The sequence below is a fragment of the Chromobacterium sp. IIBBL 290-4 genome, from assembly GCF_024207115.1.
In the GTDB taxonomy this organism is placed as follows: Bacteria; Pseudomonadota; Gammaproteobacteria; order Burkholderiales; family Chromobacteriaceae; genus Chromobacterium.
This window is the reverse complement of record NZ_CP100128.1, coordinates 533,059-549,587: the sequence shown is the minus strand read 5'-3', so window position 1 is coordinate 549,587 and position 16,529 is coordinate 533,059. Positions and strand designations below refer to the sequence as shown.

Here is a 16,529-nt window from a genome sequence, read left to right as displayed (position 1 = left end):
TCCGTGCCGGGTTGGGGTCCTTCGGCAAATACACTTTTAAAAAACGGCAAAAACCGGCCGCGGGCGGCCGGTCGATAGCAATTACACGCCTTGTTTCAGGCTGGCTTCGATGAAGCCGTCCAGGTCGCCATCCATGACGCCCTTGATGTTGCCCACTTCGTAGCTGGTGCGCAAATCCTTGATGCGGGACTGGTCGAACACATAGGAGCGGATCTGGTGGCCCCAGCCCACGTCGGTCTTGGTGTCTTCCAGCGCTTGCTTGGCTTCGTTGCGCTTCTTCAGTTCCAGCTCGTACAGCTTGGCGCGCAGCATCTGCCAGGCTTCGTCGCGGTTGCGGTGCTGGGAACGGTCGTTCTGGCACTGCACCACGATATTGGTCGGGATGTGGGTCAGACGCACGGCCGAGTCGGTCTTGTTGATGTGCTGACCGCCGGCGCCGGAGGCGCGGTAGGTATCGGTGCGCACGTCGGCCGGGTTGATGTCGATCTCGAAGCTGTCGTCCACTTCCGGGTAGACGAACACCGACGAGAACGAGGTGTGGCGGCGGGCGTTGGAGTCGAACGGCGACACGCGCACCAGGCGGTGCACGCCCACTTCGGTGCGCAGCAGGCCGTAGGCGTATTCGCCTTCGATCTTCAGCGTGGCGCTGGTGACGCCGGCCACTTCGCCTTCGGACAGTTCCAGTACGTCCACCTTGAAGCCCTTGCGTTCGGCGTAGCGGGTGTACATGCGCACCAGCATGCCGGCCCAGTCCTGGGCTTCGGTGCCGCCGGCGCCGGCCTGGATGTCGATGAAGCAGTTGGTCGGGTCCATCGGGTCGTGGAACATGCGGCGGAATTCCATCTTCGCCACTTTTTCTTCCACTTCTTCCAGATCGGCCTGCACGGCGAAGATGGTGTCGTCGTCTTCCTCGCTCTTGCCCATTTCAAACAGTTCGCGGCTGTCGGCGATGGTGGCGTTGATGCTGTCCAGCACCAGTACCACGTCTTCCAGTTGCTTGCGCTCGCGGCCCAGATCCTGCGCCTTTTTCGGCTCGTTCCAGATTTCCGGGTCTTCGGTCAGGCGGCTAACTTCTTCCAGACGGTCTTTTTTGCCGTCGTAGTCAAAGATACCCCCGAATATCGGCGGCGCGGGCGGCCAGGTCTTCGATTTTGGCCGCGATTTGGTTCAGGACTTCAACTTCAATCATGCTCTTGCTCCAAATGGCAGTCTGTATTAGTAAATGCAAATAGTGCGCGGCGGTTTGTCCAATGACAAAAGCGCACCATTTGGTGCGCTTCGTCAGGAGTCAGGCCGGGTCTTAGCCAAACAGGTGAGCGATGGCTGCGCGCTCTTCTTCCAGTTCGGCCAGGGTCAGGTCCATCCGCTCGCGGCTGAACGCGTCGATTTCCAGGCCTTCCACACGCTTGTATTCGCCATTTTCGCATACAACCGGCACGCCGTACATCACGCCTTCCGGAATGCCGTAGGAGCCGTCGGACGGAATGCCCATGGTCACCCACTTGCCGTTGCTGCCCAGCACCCAGTCATGGATGTGGTCGATGGCGGCGTTGGCGGCGGAGGCGGCGGACGACAGGCCGCGCGCTTCGATGATGGCGGCGCCGCGCTTGCCCACGGTGGGCAGGAACACGTCGCGGTTCCACACGTCGTCGTTGATCAGGGTTTTAACCGATTGGCCATCGATGGTGGCGAAGCGGTAGTCGGCGTACATGGTCGGCGAGTGGTTGCCCCATACGGCCAGCTTTTCAATGGAAGCCACCGGCTTGCCGGTCTTGGCGGCGATCTGCGACAGCGCGCGATTGTGGTCAAGACGCAACATGGCGGTAAAGTTTTTCGGATCCAGGTCCGGAGCCGACTTCATGGCGATCCAGGCATTGGTGTTGGCCGGGTTGCCGACTACCAGCACCTTGACGTCGCGGGCGGCGTGATCGTTCAGCGCCTTGCCCTGCACGGTGAAGATGGCGCCGTTGGCTTCCAGCAGGTCCTTGCGCTCCATGCCCTTGCTGCGCGGGCGGGCGCCGACCAGCAATGCAACCTTCACGTCCTTGAAGGCCACGTTCGGGTCATCGGTGGCCACCATGCCGGCCAAGAGCGGGAAGGCACAGTCTTCCAGCTCCATCATCACGCCCTTCAGCGCGGTTTGGGCCTGCGGCAGGTCCAGGAGGTGAAGAATGACCGGTTGATCCTTGCCGAGCATTTCACCACTGGCAATGCGGAACAGCAGGCTGTAGCCGATCTGGCCGGCAGCGCCGGTAACGGCAACGCGAACGGGGGCTTTCATTGGCGGACTCTCCTTTGATGTATCCGATAATGAGCTGCAGATGTTGCTCTGCAGTATAGGTGTGGCGCTGAGTGTAACACGGCTGTTTATCGATTTGGACTACCCGGCGCGAATAAGCTGTCAAACAACCGTTTTAGTCTTATGTCTTATATAAGACTTGCCTTTACGCTTGATTTGTTTGGTGATACAACACACACCATGACAGTCAATGCGCTGAAAAGACAGCCGCTTTATGCCCAGGTCAAACAGGTACTGAGGCAAAGAATGGCCGAGGGCGAGTGGCGAGCCCATGACGCGCTGCCCAGCGAATGGGACCTGGCCGGCGAGCTGGGTGCCAGCCAGGGCACGGTGCGCAAGGCGCTGACCGAGCTGGTGGCGGATGGCTTGTTGTACCGGGAGCAGGGCAGGGGCACTTTCGTGGCGCCGGTGCCCAGCGATTGGGGCGAGTCCAGCCTGTTGACGCCGGGCTTGTTCCAGGAGCAGCCGGACGAGTTGGCGAGGGAGTTTCTGGGTTTGTCGCGCCTGAACGCGAGCGAGGATATCGCCGCCGCGCTGAAGCTCAGACGATTGGCGCCCTTGTGGCGGGTGCGCTTGTTGTGGCGCTGGCATGCGGCGCCGGTGGCGCTGGACGATGTGCTGCTGCCGGCGGAAACCTTCGACACGCTGGACGCGCGCTGGCTGCGGAGTTCGGAAGGCGTGCACGCCACCTTGCAGCAGCGTTTCGGCGTGCGTTTGAAAGTGGTGTGCGAGCAGTTCCGCGCGGAAATGCTGCCGCGCGAAGAGGCGAGTTTGCTGGGCGTGACCGGCATGGTGGCCGATGTGCCGGCGCTATGCCTGCTGCGCCTGTCGGCGGGCATGGACGGTCAGCCGCTGGAGTGGCGGCAGCGTTACTGTCTGACCCACCAATTGGCTTACACAGTGAAGCACGATTGAACTGTGGCGGATTTGACATAGATTAAAACGGGTTGTGATCGACCCGGTGTAGGCGAAGTTTTGTTAGAATCCCCGGCGCATATTGCAAATGGATTATCGCGATATGCAAGGAAAAGGAAGTTATCGGCCCGCCGACAAGGACCGAACCTTCCGGGCGGGCGCCCAGGTGGGCCTCCCGTTATGTAAACCACTTGGTCACAAAACATCCAAGGAAAGCCTTATGCAGAAGCAAAGACCGAAGCATCTGGACTTGGCCAGGATCAGACTGCCCGTTCCGGGTTTCGTCTCCATCCTGCACCGGGTCAGTGGTGTGGCGTTGTTCTTTTCCCTCCCGCTGTTGATCTATCTGCTGCACGGTTCGCTCAGCTCCGCCGAGTCGTTCGAAACTTACCGCGCCGTCGTCTCCCACCCGCTGATGAAACTGGTATTGCTGGGCCTGATCTGGGCTTATATGCACCACTTCTGCGCAGGCATCCGTTTTCTGTTTCTGGACGTTCACAAAGGTCTTGAGCTTGAGACCGCCCGCGCCACCGCCAAAACCGTGTTGGCCGTCAGCCTGGTGCTGACCGTGGTCCTGGGAGGCATCGCACTATGGTAAACCGCATTGTTGTCGGCGCCGGCTACGGCCTGCGCGATTGGGTGATGCAGCGCGTCACCGCGACCGTCATGGTGATCTACACCGTGGCCATGGCCTTGTTCCTGCTGGCGCTGCCCAACGGCTTCGACGGCTGGAAGGCATTGTTCAGCCAGACCTGGGTGCAGCTGTTCACCCAAGTGACGCTGCTGGCGCTGTTCCTGCACGTATGGGTGGGCATCCGCGACGTATGGATGGACTATGTGAAGCCGGTGGGCATCCGCCTGGCGCTGCACGTATTCACCATCCTGTGGCTGGTTTCCTGTTTTATCTATTCCGTTAAAGTGGTTTGGGGGCTGTAATGGGCGTAGCCGTTCGTCATTTTGATGCCGTAATCGTGGGCGCCGGCGGCGCAGGCATGCGTGCCGCGCTGCAACTGTCGGAGGCCGGCCTGAAGACCGCCGTGCTGTCCAAAGTCTTCCCGACCCGTTCCCACACCGTAGCCGCCCAGGGCGGCGTGTCCGCTTCGCTCGGCAACTCCGAGGAAGATCATTGGCACTGGCATATGTACGACACCGTCAAGGGGTCGGACTGGCTGGGCGACCAGGACGCGATTGAATTCATGTGCCGCGAAGCCCCGAAGGTGGTGGTGGAGCTGGAGCACTTCGGCATGCCGTTCGACCGCAACGCCGACGGCACCATCTACCAGCGTCCGTTCGGCGGCCATATGTCGAACTTCGGCGAGAAGCCGGTTCGCCGCGCTTGCGCCGCGGCCGACCGCACCGGCCACGCCATGCTGCACGCGCTGTATCAGCGCAATGTGCGCGCCAACACCCATTTCTTCGTGGAATGGATGGCGCTGGACCTGATCCGCGACGCCGAAGGCCGCGTGCAAGGCGTGGTGGCCATGGAAATGGAAACCTCGGAAATCGTGGTGTTCCAGGCCAAGGCCACCTTGTTCGCCACCGGCGGCGCCGGCCGCATCTTCGCTTCGTCCACCAACGCCTTCATCAATACCGGCGACGGCGTGGGCATGGCGGCGCGCGCGGGCATTCCGCTGGAAGATATGGAATTCTGGCAGTTCCACCCGACCGGCGTGGCCGGCGCGGGCGTGCTGATCACTGAAGGCGTGCGCGGCGAAGGCGGCATTCTGCGCAATGCGCAGGGCGAACGCTTCATGGAACGCTACGCGCCGAACGCTAAGGACCTGGCTTCCCGCGACGTGGTGTCGCGCGCCATGGTGACCGAGATCAACGAAGGCCGCGGCTGCGGTCCGAACAAGGATCACGTGCTGCTGGACATCACCCACCTCGACCCCGAGGTGATCAAGTCCAAGCTGCCGGGCATCCGCGAAATCTCGATCAAGTTCGCCGGCGTGGACCCGATCAAGGCCCCGATCCCGGTGGTGCCGACCTGCCACTACCAGATGGGCGGCATCCCCACCAATTACCACGGCGAAGTGGTGATTCACGGCCAAGCGGTGCATGGCTTCTACGCCGCCGGCGAATGCGCCTGCGCATCGGTGCACGGCGCCAACCGCCTGGGCACCAACTCGCTGCTGGACCTGCTGGTCTTCGGCAAGAGCTCGGCCAACTCGATGATCGAGTTCATCAAGCAGCAGCCGGAAGATCTGCCGGAACTGTCCACCGCCGATGTGGAGCGCTCCGTCGCCCGCGTCGCCCGCCTGGACAACCAGACCAATGGCGTGCCGGTGCATGAAGCGCGCGCCGAACTGCAGCGCACCATGCAGGCGCACTGCGGCGTGTTCCGCTTCAAGGACATGCTGTCCCAAGGCGTGGACAAGATCCTGGAAGTGGAAAAGATGGTCGCCAAGACTGAAATCGGCGACAAGTCCAAGGTGTTCAACACCGCCCGCATCGAAGCGCTGGAGCTGGAAAACCTGATCGAAGTGGCCAAGGCCACCATGATCAGCGCCAACGCCCGCACCGAGAGCCGCGGCGCCCACGTGCGCGACGACGCGCCGGACACCGATGAAACCCCGAACGGCCGCGACGACCAGAACTGGCTCAAGCACACGCTGTGGTTCCGCGATGGCAATCGACTGGAATACAAGCCGGTGAACATGAAGCCGTTGACCGTGGACACGATCGCGTTGAAGACGCGCTCCTACTAAGGGTTGAACCAGAGATGACGACCGAAACCATCAAATTCAGCATCTACCGTTACAACCCGGACAAGGATGCCAAGCCGTATATGCAGGACATCAGCGTGGAGATGGATTCCACCGAGCACAAGCTCCTAGACGCGCTGGTGAAGCTGAAGATCAAGGACGACACGCTGTCCTTCCGCCGCTCCTGTCGCGAAGGCGTGTGCGGCTCCGACGCCATGAACATCAACGGCAAGAATGGTCTGGCCTGCCTGACCGACTTCCGCGGCCTGAAACAGCCGATCGAGCTGCGTCCGCTGCCGGGCCTGCCGGTGGTGCGCGACCTGATCGTGGACATGGCGCAGTTCTTCAAGCAGTACAACTCGATCAAGCCGTATGTGATCAACGACACGCCGCCGCCGGAACGCGAGCGCAAGCAGTCGCCGGAAGACCGCAAGGAGCTGGACGGCCTGTACGAGTGCATCCTGTGCGCGTGTTGCTCCACGTCCTGCCCGTCGTTCTGGTGGAATCCGGACAAGTTCGTCGGCCCGGCCGGCCTGTTGGCGGCCTACCGTTTCATTGCGGATACCCGCGATGAAGCCACCAGCGAGCGTCTGGACAATCTGGAAGATCCCTACCGCCTGTTCCGTTGCCACACCATCATGAACTGCGTCGACGTTTGCCCCAAGGGTCTGAACCCGACCAAGGCGATCGGCAAGATCAAGGACCTGATGGTAAGGCGCGCGGTATGACCGCTTACGATCCGATCGAACTGAAACGGATCCGCTGGCGTTCGCGCCGGGGCCTGCTCGAACTCGACCTGGTGCTGGAGAAATTCTTCGCCGGCCCGTTCGAGCGGCTGTCCCCGGCCGAGATCGAGGCCTACCGGCGCTTGCTGGACCTGCCGGACACTGACTTTCTGGATATCGTAAACGGCAAGGCCGATCTCGAGGATCCGGAAGAAATGGCCATCGTGGCGATCCTGCGATCGCTGTGATGGTTTTCCACCACAACAACAACGAAATAAACGACTGGGAGTATTGCTGTGGAAACGAATCGCAAAGTAACGCTCAGCTACAACGAGGGTAAAGAAACCATCGACCTGCCCGTGCTGGAGGGCAGCCTGGGTCCGGACGTCGTCGACATCCGCTCCTTCGGCAAAACCGGCATGTTCACTTTCGACCCGGGCTTCCTGGCCACCGCCAGCTGCGAATCCGGCATCACCTTCATCGACGGCGATCTGGGCCAGCTGTACTACCGCGGCTACCCGATCGAGCAACTGGCCGAGAAGAGCGACTACCTGGAAGTGTGCTACCTGCTGCTGAACGGCGAACTGCCGACCGCGGCCCAGCGCAAGGAATTCGAGCGCGGCGTGATGCGCCACAACATGCTGCACGACCAGCTGATGAGCCTGTTCAAGGGTTTCCGCCGCGACGCGCACCCGATGGCCGTGATGGTGGGCGTGGTGGGCGCGCTGTCCGCCTTCTACCATGACTCGCTGGACATCTCCAATCCGGAGCACCGCCGCATCTCGGCGCACCGCCTGATCGCCAAGCTGCCGACCATCGCCGCCCAAGCTTACCGCTACAACAAGGGCCTGCCGTTCTCCTACCCGAAGAACGGCCTGACCTACGCGGAAAACTTCCTGCACATGATGTTCTCCACCCCGTGCGAAGAGTACAAGGTGAACCCGGTTCTGGCCCGCGCCATGGACCGCATCTTCACCCTGCACGCCGACCACGAGCAGAACGCCTCCACCTCCACCGTGCGTCTGGCCGGTTCTTCCGGCGCCAACCCGTTCGCATGTATCGCCGCCGGCATCGCCTGCCTGTGGGGCCCGTCCCACGGCGGCGCCAATGAAGCCGTGCTGAAGATGCTCGACGAAATCGGCTCCGTGGACAATGTGGCCGACTTCATGCAAGGCGTGAAGGACAAGCGCTACAAACTGATGGGCTTCGGCCACCGCGTGTACAAGAACATGGACCCGCGCGCCGCCATCATGAAGCAGACTTGCGACGACGTGCTGAAGGAACTGGGCCTGCACAATGACCCGAAGTTCAAGCTGGCGATGGAGCTGGAAAAGATCGCCCTGAACGATCCGTACTTCATCGAGCGCAAGCTGTACCCGAACGTGGACTTCTACTCCGGCATCGTGCTGGCCGCCATCGGCATCCCGGTTTCGATGTTCACCCCGATCTTCGCGCTGGCCCGCACTGTGGGCTGGATCGCGCACTGGAACGAGATGATCGGCGATCCGGGCATGAAGATTGGCCGTCCGCGCCAGCTGTACACCGGCGCCGGCCGCCGCGACTTCGTGGAAGTCGCCAAGCGTTGATTTGACTGAATCGGGGTTGGTTGGAGCGGGGGCTTCGACCAGCCCTTTTTTCAGAGCGCTGCGGCAAGGCCGCCTTGCCATAGCGCTTTGAGTAATTGCTGCAACGTCTTAGACAAAGGGTAGCCAGACCATGATGCAATCCATGTACAGCCATTCCTACCTGTTCGGCGGGAATGCCCCGTTCATCGAGGAGCTGTACGAACAGTACCTCGCTGACGTCAATTCCGTGCCGCAGGAGTGGCGCGACTATTTCGACAAGCTGGCCCAATCGCCGGGCGCCGCCGAGCGCGATGTGCCGCACCAGCCCATCCAGGAATCGTTCATCCAGCTGGCCAAAAAGCCGGTGATCGGCCAGCGCGGCGCCGCCGCCACCGATTGGGAAGCGATGCAAAAGCAGGTGGGCGTGCTGAAGCTGATCTCCGCCTACCGCGTGCTGGGCGCGCGCCAGGCCAATCTGGACCCGCTGAAGCGGATGGACCAGGAGATCGTGCGCGAGCTGGATCCGGCTACCCACGGCCTCACCGACGCCGACATGGCGGTGCAGTTCAACGCCGGCTCGCTGGTGGGCGCGCAGAAGCTGCCGCTGTCCGACATCCTGTCGCGTCTGAAGCAGACCTACTGCGGCAATATCGGCGTGGAATACATGCACATCACCCAATCGTCTGAAAAGCATTGGGTGCAGAAGCGCTTCGAGGGCGACCTGTCCACGCCGCGCTACGACGCCGACAAGAAAAAGCGCATTCTGAAGCAGATCACCGCGGCCGAAACGCTGGAGCGCTACCTGCACACCAAGTATGTGGGCCAGAAGCGCTTCTCGCTGGAAGGCGGCGAATCCGCCATCGCGGCGCTGGACCACCTGATCCAGAACGCCACCTCGCAAGGCGTGCAGGAACTGATCATCGGCATGGCCCACCGCGGCCGCCTGAACGTGCTGGTCAACACCCTGGGCAAACAGCCGCGCGACCTGTTCGCCGAGTTCGAAGGCAAGGCCGCCCAGCAGATGGCCTCCGGCGACGTGAAGTACCACATGGGCTTCTCGTCCGACATCCCGACCGCCAATGGCCCGATGCACGTGTCGCTGGCATTCAACCCCTCCCACCTGGAAATCGTCAACCCAGTGGTGGAGGGCTCGGTTCGCGCGCGCCAGGAGCGCCGCAAGGACAGCGAACGCAAGACCGTGGTGCCGGTATTGATCCACGGCGACTCCGCCTTCGGCGGCCTGGGCGTCAACCAGGGCACCTTCAACCTGTCGCAAACCCGCGGCTACGGCACCGGCGGCACCATCCACATCGTCATCAACAACCAGGTGGGCTTCACCACTTCGGATACTCGCGACATCCGCTCGACGATGTATTGCACCGACGTGGCCAAGATGGTCGAAGCGCCTATCCTGCACGTGAACGGCGATGATCCGGAAGCCGTCTGCTACGTGATGCAGGCCGCGCTGGACTACCGCATGACCTTCAAGAAGGATGTGGTCATCGACCTGGTGTGCTATCGCAAACTGGGCCACAACGAGGGCGACGATCCCTTCCTGACCCAGCCGATGATGTACAAGAAGATCGCCAAGCACCAAGGCGTGCGCGCGATGTACGCCGAGCGTCTGGCCAAGGAAGGCGTGCTGAAGACTGAAGAGTCCGACGCGCAGATCCAGGCCTACCGCGACGCGCTGGACAAGGGCGAGCATGTCGAACAGACCACGCTGTCCAACTACAAGCGCGAACACGCGCTGGATTTCAGCCAGTATCTGGGCACCCACTGGGCGCACCCGACCGACACCTCGCTGCCGCAGGCCGATCTGCAGCGCCTGACCGACAAGTTCACCACGCTGCCGGACGGCTTCAAGCTGCACCCGACCGTGCAGAAGGTGCTGACTGCCCGCAAGGCGATGGCCGCCGGCGAACAGCCGGTGGATTGGGGCATGGCCGAAACGCTGGCCTACGCCAGCCTGGTGACCAATGGCTACGGCGTGCGCATCTCCGGCGAAGACTCCGGCCGCGGCACCTTCAGCCACCGCCACGCCGTGCTGCACGATCAGAACCGCGAACGCTGGGACCAGGGCGCTTACGTGCCGCTGCGCAATATGTCCGACAACCAGGCCGATTTCCTGGTGATCGACTCCATCCTGAACGAAGAAGCGGTGCTGGCCTATGAATACGGCTATGCCTGTTCCTCTCCGGACCAGCTGGTGATCTGGGAAGCCCAGTTCGGCGACTTCGCCAACGGCGCCCAGGTGGCCATCGACCAGTTCATTTCCTCCGGCGAAACCAAGTGGGGCCGTCTGTGCGGCCTGACCAACATCCTGCCGCACGGCTATGACGGCCAGGGCCCGGAACACTCCTCCGCCCGCGTCGAGCGCTGGCTGCAACTGTGCGCCGAGCACAATATGCAGATCGTGATGCCGTCCGAAGCCGGCCAGATGTTCCACCTGCTGCGCCGCCAGGTGCTACGCCCGTATCGCAAGCCGCTGGTGATCTTCCTGTCCAAGCGCCTGCTGCGCTTCAAGGACTCGATGAGCCCGATCGCAGACCTGAGCTCCGGCAGCTTCCGCCCGGTGATCGGCGACAGCGTGGTCAAGGACGGCAAGAAGGTCAAGCGCGTGGTGCTGTGCGCCGGCCAGGTGTATTACGACCTCGCCGCCGGCCGCAAGGAACGCGGTCTGGAGGAAGAAGTGGCCATCGTCCGCATCGAACAGCTGTACCCGTTCCCGACCGAGCAGGTGGCCGCCGAGCTGGCGCGCTTCCCGCAGGCCAAGGAAGTGATGTGGGTGCAGGAAGAGCCGCGCAACCAGGGCGCCTGGTACCAGATCCGCCATCGCCTGGAAGGCCTGCTGTCGTCCAAGCAGCAATTGTCCTTCGCCGGTCGTCCGTCGTCCGCTTCGCCGGCCGTCGGCTATATGAGCAAGCACGTCGCCCAGCTGAAGGCCTTCGTCGAAGAAGCGATGACGGTTTCCCGCTGAGCCAACGAGAGAAAAGGGGCGGCACCGCGGCCGCCCCGCCATGGAGAAGAACATGCTGATTGAAGTCCAAGTCCCGCAACTGCCCGAGTCCGTATCCGAAGCCGCCCTGATGAGCTGGCACAAGAAGGTGGGCGAATTCGTCAACCGCGACGAAAACCTGATCGACCTGGAAACGGACAAAGTCGTGCTGGAACTGCCGGCCCCGCAAGCCGGCGTGCTGGTGGAAATCGTTGAGCAAGACGGCGCGACCGTCACCTCCGGCCAATTGCTGGCCCGCATCGACACCGCCGCCAAGGCTGGCGCAGCCGCCCCGGCCGCTGCCGCCGCTCCGGCCCCCACAGCCGCTCCGGCTCCGGTTCAAGCCGCTCCGGTTGCCGGCGCCGCCGCCATGCCGTCCGCCGCCAAACTGGCCGCCGAAACCGGCGTGGACCTGTCCAAGGTGGCCGGTTCCGGCCGCGATGGCCGCGTGCTGAAGGAAGACGTGCAAGCCGCCGCCAAGCAATCCGCTCCGTCGCAAGCCGGCCCGGTGATCGCCAGCGCCGGCGTGGCGCTGTCCTCCACCCCGGCAGCGGTAAACGTGGCCGGCATCCTGTCCGGCCGCGCCGAACAGCGCGTGCCGATGTCGCGCCTGCGCCAGCGCGTGGCCGAGCGCCTGCTGCTGAGCCAGCAGACCAACGCCATCCTCACCACCTTCAATGAAGTGAACATGAAGCCGGTGATGGACCTGCGCGCCAAGTACAAGGACCGTTTCGAGAAGGAACACGGCATCAAGCTGGGTTTCATGGGCTTCTTCGTCAAGGCCGCCGTGGCCGCGCTGAAGAAATACCCGATCGTGAACGCCTCGGTTGACGGCAACGACATCGTCTACCACGGCTACTTCGACATCGGCGTGGCCGTGGGCAGCCCGCGCGGCCTGGTGGTGCCGGTGATCCGCAACGCCGACCAGCTGTCCCTGGCCGAGATCGAGAAGCAGATCGCCGACTTCGGCAAGCGCGCCCAGGAGGGCAAGCTGACGGTGGAAGAGCTGACCGGCGGCACTTACACCATCTCCAACGGCGGCACCTTCGGTTCGATGATGTCCACCCCCATCATCAACCCGCCGCAATCGGCGATCCTGGGCATGCACGCCACCAAGGAGCGCGCCGTGGTTGAGAACGGTCAAGTGGTGGTGCGTCCGATGATGTATCTTGCCCAGTCCTACGACCACCGCATCATCGACGGTCGCGAAGCGGTGCTGAGCCTGGTGGCCATCAAGGACGCCATAGAAGATCCGGCTCGCCTGCTGCTCGACCTGTAATGATGGCCGGGCCTGCCATGCGCAGGCCCGTCTGATTTCACATGAATGGAGTTTGAATGAATCTGCCGGATTGGGTTTACGCCATCGCCTCGGTTTTGGCCGGGGTGGCGCTGTTGTTCCTCACCTGGAAGAAACGCCAGCAGGGAATACGGGAAGACCGCTATGTTTTGTTCGGCAAGATCGTCATCGCGCTGTTCATGATCGCTTTCGGGGCCTTGCTGTTCAAAGTCGGCAAGGCCTGACCCCAAGGGAAATCCCATGAGCCAACAGTTTGATGTGGTAGTGATCGGCGGCGGCCCCGGCGGCTATGTTGCCGCCATCCGCGCGGCCCAGCTCGGTTTCAACACCGCCTGCGTCGATGCGTTCAAGAACCCGGAAGGCAAGCCGTCGCTTGGCGGCACCTGCCTGAACGTGGGTTGCATTCCGTCCAAGGCGCTGCTGCAGTCGTCGGAAAACTTCCACGCCGTGCAGCATGATTTCGCCAAGCACGGCATTTCCGTGTCCGGCGCCAAGATGGACGTCGGCCAGATGCTGAGCCGCAAGACCGACATCATCACCAAGAACGCCGCCGGCATCGGCTTCCTGTTCAAGAAGAACAAGGTCGCCAACATCCACGGCCTGGCCGCCTTCAAGGGCCGCCAGGGCGACAAGTGGCTGATCGAAGTCACCGACAATGGCGCGGTGGTGGATACGCTGGAAGCTGTCCACGTGATCGTGGCCACCGGTTCCAGTCCGCGCGCGCTGCCGGGCCTGGCCACCGACAACCAGCTGGTGCTGGACAACGAAGGCGCGCTGGCGCTGGCCGCGGTGCCGAAGCGTCTGGGCGTGATCGGCGCCGGCGTGATCGGCCTGGAAATGGGCTCGGTCTGGAAGCGCCTGGGCGCCGAGGTGACCATTCTGGAAGCCGCGCCGACCTTCCTGGCCGCCGCCGACCAGCAGATCGCCAAGGAAGCGTTCAAGACGCTGACTAAAGATACGGGTCTCGACATCAAGCTGGGCGTCAAAATCGGCGAAGTGAAGGCCGGCAAGAAGAGCGTCACCGTCAATTACGAACTGAACGGCGAAGCGGTGAAGGCCGAGTTCGACAAGCTGATCGTCTCCATCGGCCGCGTGCCGAACATTCAGGGCCTGGGCGTCGATGTGGTGGGCCTGCAACTGGACGAGCGCGGCTTCATCGCTGTGGACGAGCATTGCCACACCAATCTGCCCAATATCTGGGCGATCGGCGACGTGGTGCGCGGCCCGATGCTGGCGCACAAGGCGTCGGAAGAGGGCGTGGCCGTGGCCGAGCGCATCGCCGGCCAGAAGCCGCACGTCGACTTCGGCGTGATCCCGTGGGTGATCTACACCTCGCCGGAAATCGCCTGGGTCGGCAAGACCGAAGAGCAGCTGAAGGCTGAGGGCGTCGAGTACAAAAAGGGCACGTCCGGCTTCGGCGCCAACGGCCGCGCGCTGGGCCTGGGCCAGGCGCAAGGCACGGTGAAGATTCTGGCCGACGCCAAGACCGACCGCATCCTGGGCCTGCACATGATAGGCCCGATGGTGTCCGAGCTGGTCAGCGAAGGCGTGGTGAGCATGGAGTTCAAGGCGGCCAGCGAAGACCTGGCGCGCATCATCCACGCCCACCCGTCGTTGTCGGAAGTGATCCACGAAGCCGCCCTCGCCGCCGACAAGCGCGCGTTGCACGGTTGAGGTCGGTCCGGGTCGTGTACAATGCGCACGACCCGACCGGCAACGGATGAGCGGCCAGCCGGGGGGCTGGCCGTCGGTCTGTGCCAACAAAAGGTTTGGCAAGCGATCAAGGAATAGAGGCAGAGGCGCATGCCCGCCATCATTTCCCCGAAAGGAAACCATAGATGAACCTGCATGAATACCAAGCGAAAGAGCTGCTGAGCCGTTACGGCCTGCCGGTGCAACAAGGCATTCTGGCCAAGTCGCCGGAAGAAGCGGCTGCCGCTTACGACAAGCTGGGCGGCAAATTCGCCGTCGTCAAGGCCCAGGTGCACGCCGGTGGCCGCGGCAAGGCCGGTGGCGTGAAAGTGGTGAAGAGCCGCGAAGAAGCCGCCGAAGTCGCCAAGACCCTGATCGGCACCAATCTGGTGACCTATCAGACCGACGCCGCCGGCCAGCCGGTGAACTCGGTTCTGGTCTGCGAAGACATGTACCCGGTGCAGCGCGAGCTGTACCTGGGCGCCGTGGTCGACCGCGGCAGCCAGCGCGTCGTGTTCATGGTTTCCACCGAAGGCGGCGTGGAAATCGAGAAGGTGGCTGAAGAGACCCCGGAAAAGATCATCAAGATCGAAGTGGACCCGCTGGTCGGCATGCAGCCGTTCCAGGCGCGCGACGCCGCGTTCGCGCTGGGCCTGTCCGGCGCGCAGATCACCGCTTTCTCCAAGCTGATGCTGGGCTCCTACCAGGCCTTCGTCGAAAACGACTTCGCCCTGTTCGAAGTGAACCCGCTGGCGCTGCGCGAAAACGGCGAGCTCGCTTGCGTGGACGGCAAGATCAACCTGGACTCCAATGCCCTGTACCGCCACCCGGAACTGCTGGCCCAGCGCGACAAGAGCCAGGAGAACGAGCGTGAAGTGAAGGCTTCCGAGTTCGACCTGAACTACGTGGCCCTGGAAGGCAATATCGGCTGCATGGTGAACGGCGCCGGCCTGGCGATGGCCACCATGGACATCATCAAGCTGAAGGGCGGCCAGCCGGCCAACTTCCTGGACGTGGGCGGCGGCGCCACCAAAGAGCGCGTGATCGAAGCGTTCAAGCTGATCCTGGCCGACACCTCGGTGCAAGGCGTGCTGATCAACATCTTCGGCGGCATCGTCCGCTGCGACATGATCGCCGAAGCCATCATCGCCGCCGTCAAGGAAGTGAATGTGACCGTGCCGGTCGTGGTTCGTCTGGAAGGCAACAACGCCGAACTGGGCGCCAAGATCCTGGACGAATCCGGTCTGAAACTGACTTCCGCCCAGGGTCTGAACGACGCTGCCGAGAAGATCGTCGCCGCCGTCAAGGCCGTGGCCTGAGACCCGCACTGAGCTGAGGAATACAAAATGAGCGTATTGGTAAACAAAGACACCAAAGTGCTGGTGCAAGGCTTCACCGGCAAGAACGGCACCTTCCACGCCGAACAGGCGCTGAAGGTCGGCACCAAGGTCGTAGGCGGCGTGACCCCGGGCAAGGGCGGTGCCGAGCACCTGGGCCTGCCGGTGTTCAACACCATGAAGGACGCCGTGCGTCAAACCCAGGCTGACGCCTCGGTGATCTACGTGCCCGCAGCCTTCGCCAAGGATTCCATCCTGGAAGCCATCGACAGCGGCGTGAAGCTGATTGTCTGCATCACCGAAGGCGTGCCGACTCTGGACATGCTGTACGTGAAGAAGGCCGTCGACGAAGCCGGCATCCGCCTGATCGGCCCGAACTGTCCCGGCATCATCACCCCGGGCGAGTGCAAGATCGGCATCATGCCGTGGCACATCCATAACCCGGGCCGCATCGGCATCGTGTCCCGCTCCGGCACCCTGACCTATGAAGCCGTGGCGCAAACCACCGCGCTGGGCCTGGGCCAGTCCACCTGCATCGGCATCGGCGGCGATCCGATCCCGGGCACCAGCCACATCGACGCGCTGAAGCTGTTCCAGGATGATCCGGACACCGACGCCATCGTGATGATCGGCGAAATCGGCGGTTCCGCCGAAGAAGAAGCGGCCGAGTTCGCCAAGTCCTACGTGACCAAGCCGGTAGTCGGCTACATCGCCGGCGTCACCGCGCCGAAGGGCAAGCGCATGGGCCATGCCGGCGCCATCATCTCCGGCGGCAAGGGCACGGCCGAAGAGAAGTTCAAGGCTTTCGAGCGCGCAGGCATCGCCTACACCCGCAGCCCGGCCGAAATCGGCAAGACCATGTTCGAACTGCTGAAAAGCAAAGGCATGATCTAAGCCCGGTTTATCCGGTCTGAACGAAAACACCCCGCGAGCGATCGCGGGGTGTTTTTTTATTGGCTATGCCGTAGGGCCCTGTTACGCGGGTTCGCCAGCGGC

Annotated in this window: 15 protein-coding genes; 13 read left to right on the top strand and 2 right to left on the bottom strand. The window is 62.8% G+C overall.

Annotated features, from left to right (window positions below; genetic code table 11):
* Positions 1 to 81 precede the first annotated feature (81 nt).
* Both prfB and NKT35_RS02500 read right to left on the bottom strand, forming a co-directional pair.
* A protein-coding gene (prfB, locus tag NKT35_RS02505; protein WP_254298554.1) for a peptide chain release factor 2 occupies positions 82 to 1,189 on the bottom strand; the annotation gives its coding sequence in 2 pieces (ribosomal slippage) (positions 82 to 1,104 and positions 1,106 to 1,189; 1,107 coding nt in all).
* A gap of 111 nt (positions 1,190 to 1,300) precedes the next feature.
* Positions 1,301 to 2,281 carry a malate dehydrogenase gene (locus NKT35_RS02500; RefSeq protein WP_021478556.1) on the bottom strand — a complete coding sequence of 327 codons (981 nt, stop codon included), beginning with the start codon at positions 2,279 to 2,281 and terminating at the stop codon, positions 1,301 to 1,303.
* A gap of 198 nt (positions 2,282 to 2,479) precedes the next feature.
* On the opposite strand from NKT35_RS02500, the gene NKT35_RS02495 reads away from it, so the two are divergent.
* The 13 genes from NKT35_RS02495 (at position 2,480) to sucD (ending at position 16,427) form a co-directional block, all read left to right on the top strand.
* Positions 2,480 to 3,214: a GntR family transcriptional regulator gene (locus tag NKT35_RS02495; RefSeq protein ID WP_254298551.1), complete on the top strand. Its 735-nt coding sequence runs from the start codon at positions 2,480 to 2,482 to the stop codon at positions 3,212 to 3,214.
* Positions 3,215 to 3,434: 220 nt separating this feature from the next.
* Positions 3,435 to 3,812, top strand: coding sequence for a succinate dehydrogenase, cytochrome b556 subunit (sdhC, locus tag NKT35_RS02490; RefSeq protein ID WP_254298543.1), 378 nt, complete (start codon positions 3,435 to 3,437; stop codon positions 3,810 to 3,812).
* Positions 3,806 to 4,150 carry a succinate dehydrogenase, hydrophobic membrane anchor protein gene (gene sdhD, locus NKT35_RS02485; protein WP_254298525.1) on the top strand — a complete coding sequence of 115 codons (345 nt, stop codon included), beginning with the start codon at positions 3,806 to 3,808 and terminating at the stop codon, positions 4,148 to 4,150. Before sdhC ends, sdhD begins: the two co-directional genes overlap by 7 nt.
* Positions 4,150 to 5,922, top strand: coding sequence for a succinate dehydrogenase flavoprotein subunit (sdhA, locus tag NKT35_RS02480; protein WP_254298524.1), 1,773 nt, complete (start codon positions 4,150 to 4,152; stop codon positions 5,920 to 5,922). Before sdhD ends, sdhA begins: the two co-directional genes overlap by 1 nt.
* 14 nt (positions 5,923 to 5,936) lie before the next feature.
* Positions 5,937 to 6,647 carry a succinate dehydrogenase iron-sulfur subunit gene (locus NKT35_RS02475; protein WP_254298502.1) on the top strand — a complete coding sequence of 237 codons (711 nt, stop codon included), beginning with the start codon at positions 5,937 to 5,939 and terminating at the stop codon, positions 6,645 to 6,647.
* Positions 6,644 to 6,892 carry an FAD assembly factor SdhE gene (locus NKT35_RS02470; RefSeq protein ID WP_254298486.1) on the top strand — a complete coding sequence of 83 codons (249 nt, stop codon included), beginning with the start codon at positions 6,644 to 6,646 and terminating at the stop codon, positions 6,890 to 6,892. Before NKT35_RS02475 ends, NKT35_RS02470 begins: the two co-directional genes overlap by 4 nt.
* 48 nt (positions 6,893 to 6,940) lie before the next feature.
* Positions 6,941 to 8,230 carry a citrate synthase gene (gene gltA, locus NKT35_RS02465; RefSeq protein ID WP_254298470.1) on the top strand — a complete coding sequence of 430 codons (1,290 nt, stop codon included), beginning with the start codon at positions 6,941 to 6,943 and terminating at the stop codon, positions 8,228 to 8,230.
* A 130-nt stretch (positions 8,231 to 8,360) separates the two neighbouring features.
* Complete coding sequence (locus NKT35_RS02460; protein WP_254298455.1) at positions 8,361 to 11,189, top strand: 2-oxoglutarate dehydrogenase E1 component; 2,829 nt, start codon at positions 8,361 to 8,363, stop codon at positions 11,187 to 11,189.
* Positions 11,190 to 11,241: 52 nt separating this feature from the next.
* A complete protein-coding gene (gene odhB / locus NKT35_RS02455) occupies positions 11,242 to 12,486 on the top strand; it encodes a 2-oxoglutarate dehydrogenase complex dihydrolipoyllysine-residue succinyltransferase (protein ID WP_254298442.1) in 1,245 nt (414 codons plus the stop codon).
* A 56-nt stretch (positions 12,487 to 12,542) separates the two neighbouring features.
* Positions 12,543 to 12,728 (top strand): hypothetical protein, encoded by a 186-nt coding sequence (locus NKT35_RS02450; RefSeq protein ID WP_254298438.1) that lies wholly within the window; start codon positions 12,543 to 12,545, stop codon positions 12,726 to 12,728.
* 16 nt (positions 12,729 to 12,744) lie between these two features.
* Positions 12,745 to 14,178 (top strand): dihydrolipoyl dehydrogenase, encoded by a 1,434-nt coding sequence (lpdA, locus tag NKT35_RS02445; protein WP_254298436.1) that lies wholly within the window; start codon positions 12,745 to 12,747, stop codon positions 14,176 to 14,178.
* 164 nt (positions 14,179 to 14,342) lie between these two features.
* Positions 14,343 to 15,515, top strand: coding sequence for an ADP-forming succinate--CoA ligase subunit beta (gene sucC, locus NKT35_RS02440; protein WP_254298434.1), 1,173 nt, complete (start codon positions 14,343 to 14,345; stop codon positions 15,513 to 15,515).
* Between the two features lie 27 nt (positions 15,516 to 15,542).
* The gene (gene sucD / locus NKT35_RS02435) at positions 15,543 to 16,427 is read left to right on the top strand and encodes a succinate--CoA ligase subunit alpha (protein ID WP_254298433.1); all 885 of its coding nucleotides are present in this window, start codon (positions 15,543 to 15,545) and stop codon (positions 16,425 to 16,427) included.
* Positions 16,428 to 16,529 lie beyond the last annotated feature (102 nt).